Origin of the sequence: Novosphingobium sp. BW1 (genome assembly GCF_008107685.1) — a bacterium.
Lineage (GTDB): Bacteria > Pseudomonadota > Alphaproteobacteria > Sphingomonadales > Sphingomonadaceae > Novosphingobium.
Map to the genome: position 1 here is coordinate 1 of NZ_VIRF01000100.1, position 3,573 is coordinate 3,573.

At 57.7% G+C, this 3,573-nt stretch carries 3 protein-coding genes; 1 reads left to right on the forward strand and 2 read right to left on the reverse strand.

The window, feature by feature from the left end; translation table 11 throughout:
* Positions 1-89: 89 nt before the first annotated feature.
* Entirely contained in the window at positions 90-731 is a 642-nt protein-coding gene (locus FMM79_RS19750; protein WP_148629239.1) for a tyrosine-type recombinase/integrase, read from the reverse strand.
* Between the two features lie 347 nt (positions 732-1,078).
* On the reverse strand, positions 1,079-1,690 hold the full coding sequence (locus tag FMM79_RS19755; protein ID WP_148629240.1) for a TetR/AcrR family transcriptional regulator: 612 nt from the start codon (positions 1,688-1,690) through the stop codon (positions 1,079-1,081).
* 174 nt (positions 1,691-1,864) lie between these two features.
* On the opposite strand from FMM79_RS19755, the gene FMM79_RS19760 reads away from it, so the two are divergent.
* Positions 1,865-3,268: an amidohydrolase family protein gene (locus FMM79_RS19760; RefSeq protein WP_148629241.1), complete on the forward strand. Its 1,404-nt coding sequence runs from the start codon at positions 1,865-1,867 to the stop codon at positions 3,266-3,268.
* Positions 3,269-3,573: the final 305 nt, after the last annotated feature.

The window sequence follows — 3,573 nt, forward strand, 5'->3', positions numbered from 1 at the left end:
CCTGCTAGAGCCGATCGGAAACATTCCTCCGGTCGAAGCCGAGCAGCGCTACTACGCCATGCTGGACGACGTTCCATTGGCTGCATAATTTAAGACGAATGGCCTCCGGCAATCCCGGCGCGGTTCAAAGCGTCTTCGACATCGACACCGAGATAGCGAACCGTATTCTCGATCTTTGTATGACCCAGCAAAATCTGGATTGCCCGAATGTTACCGGTGGCCCGATAGATCATCGCGGCTTTTGTCCTCCTAAGTGAGTGCGTTCCGTATTCGGACTTCCGAAGACCAATTGCAGTCACCCATTCATCAACCAGGCGGGCATACTGGCGCGTGCTCATATGTCCGGCATGATCTACTCTGCTTGGGAAGAGATAATCGCCCGTTGAACCGCCCCGGCGTTCCAGCCAGGCGAGCAACGTCGTTCGCACGTCGGCGGTGAGTTCGAACTGCACTGGTCGATTGGTCTTTTGTTGAATGACGATCGCGCGATTGCGGATGTCTGCACCGGCGACCACATCGCCAATTTTGATCTTCACCAAATCGCAGCCGCGCAACTTGCTATCGATGGCGAGATCGAAGAGAGCCTTGTCCCTCAAACGTCCTTCGCGATCGAGGTGAAAGCGGATCGCCCATATCTGTTTTTGCGTTAGCGGGCGCTTGGTTCCGACATTCTTTCCAGAGTTCCAGGCCACGCGTCTCTGCATGGCAGGGTCAAATCGTGAGTATCCCATTGTCTTTCTCCTTGGCCGTCATTGGCCAAGGGAAGAGGATCCGAAGAAGGTGAAAATCTAGGGCGGGCAGCATCGGGCCGAAAGCCGCCGTGGCCATCCAATTTAGCAGGCAGACAGCAGTGCTGCCCAATTTCCTGCCATTCAGAAGATTGCAATTCTATCCCGAGAGCGGTCGTCTATGCTCCGAAACCATGTCCGTTATTGCCGAGCAGCTTGGAGCTAATTCACGGCTGGAAAGCGGACTGTCGGATTAGCGAGTAAACTCAAGCAGGCTGTGCTTGGTAAGGATGTCAGAACTGTTCAAATGGAAGGGACCGAGGTCGGCCGGTTTCCGCTCGCCCGGGTATTTAGCATTCTGCAAGAGCTCGCAACATGATGTCGGATAGGAGAACCTCCCGAGTCAATTCGGAGATGTCGTTCAAGGCCAAAGGCCCGTCGAGCCGTCCTGAAATCATTAGATCGGCCAGCCCGTGCACCATCGCCCAGGATGCGGCTACCTGCGTCATAGCGGCGGGATGGGTATGAGGATCGCGATCCATTATTTTGCGCACGCCCTCGACCAGTTTTCCGAACGCGCCTTTTGCCGCGGTATCGAAGTGTGTGTCGCTCCTGTCCGGCTTCTCGGAAGAGAACATCAAGCGGAACAGTTCCGGATTCGATTCAGCAAAATCGAGATAGCCGAGGCCAATCGCGATCAGTTGTGATTTGGGGTCGCTTTCAGCGCTGCGTTGGCGAGTTTCCTGTACCCCTACGAGGCGTTCGTATCCGATCGCCCCAAGCGCGGTTAACAATCCTCGCGCACTCTTGAAATGGTACGCGGGTGCCCCGTGGCTGACACCAGCTCGCTTCGCCACCGCGCGCAGAGAAAGAGCCTCGATCCCGTTCAGGACAAGCTCGCGCTCCGCAGCCTGCAGCAACTCGAAGGCGAGGTTTCCGTGATGATAGGTCTTGTCCTGCACGTTCCCGACCCTCGAAATGCTTGCTTGACCGGCTTAGTTTAGCGGAGCGACTTGACAGTGTCTAGATCTACGGTGATAACCGATCTAGACAGTGCCAAGTTTATCGGTTGGAAATCTACTGCGACCCCTGGCTGGGTTTGAACCATCGGTCGGCAGCTACGGAGGACTTCGAATATGTTTAGATGCCTGGCATTTCTCGCGGGCCTATTGATCGCGGCACCCGCGCCGCTGGCCGCGTCCCCACCCGCCCCGGCAACTGCCAGCGACGCGCTCGTTATCGAGAACGTTACGGTTATCCCGATGACGGAGGAGGGCGGCGTACTGCCCAACAGGACGGTGGTAATCGAAGGGGACCGTATCGTTTCGATCGCGTTCGCACAGGACGGGATTGACCTGTGCGACGCCAACCGAATCGACGGGACGGGCATGTGGCTGATCCCGGGGTTCAGCGACATGCACGTCCATCTCGGGAATGATCGGATGCTAAGGCTTCTCGCGGGCAGCCCCGTACCGGAAGACGGCGCCGCGAACATACAGGACATCTTCACACCCTACATCGTCAACGGCGTGCTCCAGGTATTCGATCTTGCTGCGATGCCCGAAACGGTCGGCCAGCGGATCGAGGTCGAAAGCGGTCGCGTCCTGGGCCCTCACATCGCCATGGCCCCAATGATCGATAGCGACGATCCGATCTTGCCTTTCGGCATTACGCAAAGTGCAGCGACGCCTGCGGAGGGCAGGCAGGCGGTGAAGGATGCGGCGGCAGACGGGTATGAATTCGTAAAGGTCTATGGTCGCCTCGATCTGGAGACGTTCACCGCCATCGTGGATGAGGCGCGCGCCCGCGATATCCGGGTCATCGGCCATATCCCGCAGCGGGGTAAGGGGATCACTGAGGCTTTCTTCCAGCCCGGTTTCGAACTGATCGTTCATGCTGAGGAATTTGCCCAGCAAACCCGGTCGCCCGACATCACTGCGATCCCATCCTATGTCGAGATGGCTCGGAAAAACGACACCGCGCTTGTCTCAACGCTCACAGCCAACGAGCGTATCTTGGAAATCGCACGCGACCCGGGGTCCCTGGCGTCGCGTGTGGACTTGTACGTACTGCCGCCTCAGTTCTACGATTTTTCGGTCAACTCCAATCCTTACGCGGCGCAGTCGAGCGAAGGATATATCCAATACGTGCAGAGTATTGTGCAGTTTAATGGGCCACTCGTGCGCGCGTTCGCCGAGGCAGGCATTCCCATCCTCACAGGAACCGATGCAGGCATCCCCGGCGTAGCCCCCGGATTTTCCCTCCATGACGAGTTCGAGGCCCTGGCCGAAGCTGGTCTCGACAACGCGTCAATCCTCGAGGGTTCCACCCGGTTGTCCGCAGAATTTCTCGGTGTGGACGATGATCGCGGAACGGTTGCCGTCGGAATGAGAGCCGACCTGGTGCTTCTCGACGCCGATCCGCTCAGCAATATTGCGAATACCCGCCGGATTGCGGCGGTTATTCGAGATGGTCGCTATCTCAGCCGGAGAGAACTGGACGCCCTATTAGACGACCTCCTTGAACGGAATCGGAAATAGCTAATCGCCCGCGGTGGACCTTCACGGCAGCTTTTCGCGGCCTGCCTACCGATATGACAGGGTCCGTAAGGGCCCAGTTGTAGCCGCGCTGCGAGATTGATCAGGCGAACATTGAATGTCGGCTATTGGCAAGACCTTCCGTTAAGCACGGAACTCGGGAAGGACCGCAAAGTCCCAAAGCACGAACCCGCTTCGCGGGAGGGTCGCTTGGGGCGAGGTAGCGTAGTATTGTTCAGGCTTTGCGAGCGGCGATGTCGCCTTGCGACCGTGGAGTTCCTTCAACGCAAAGGAACTCACCATGGATA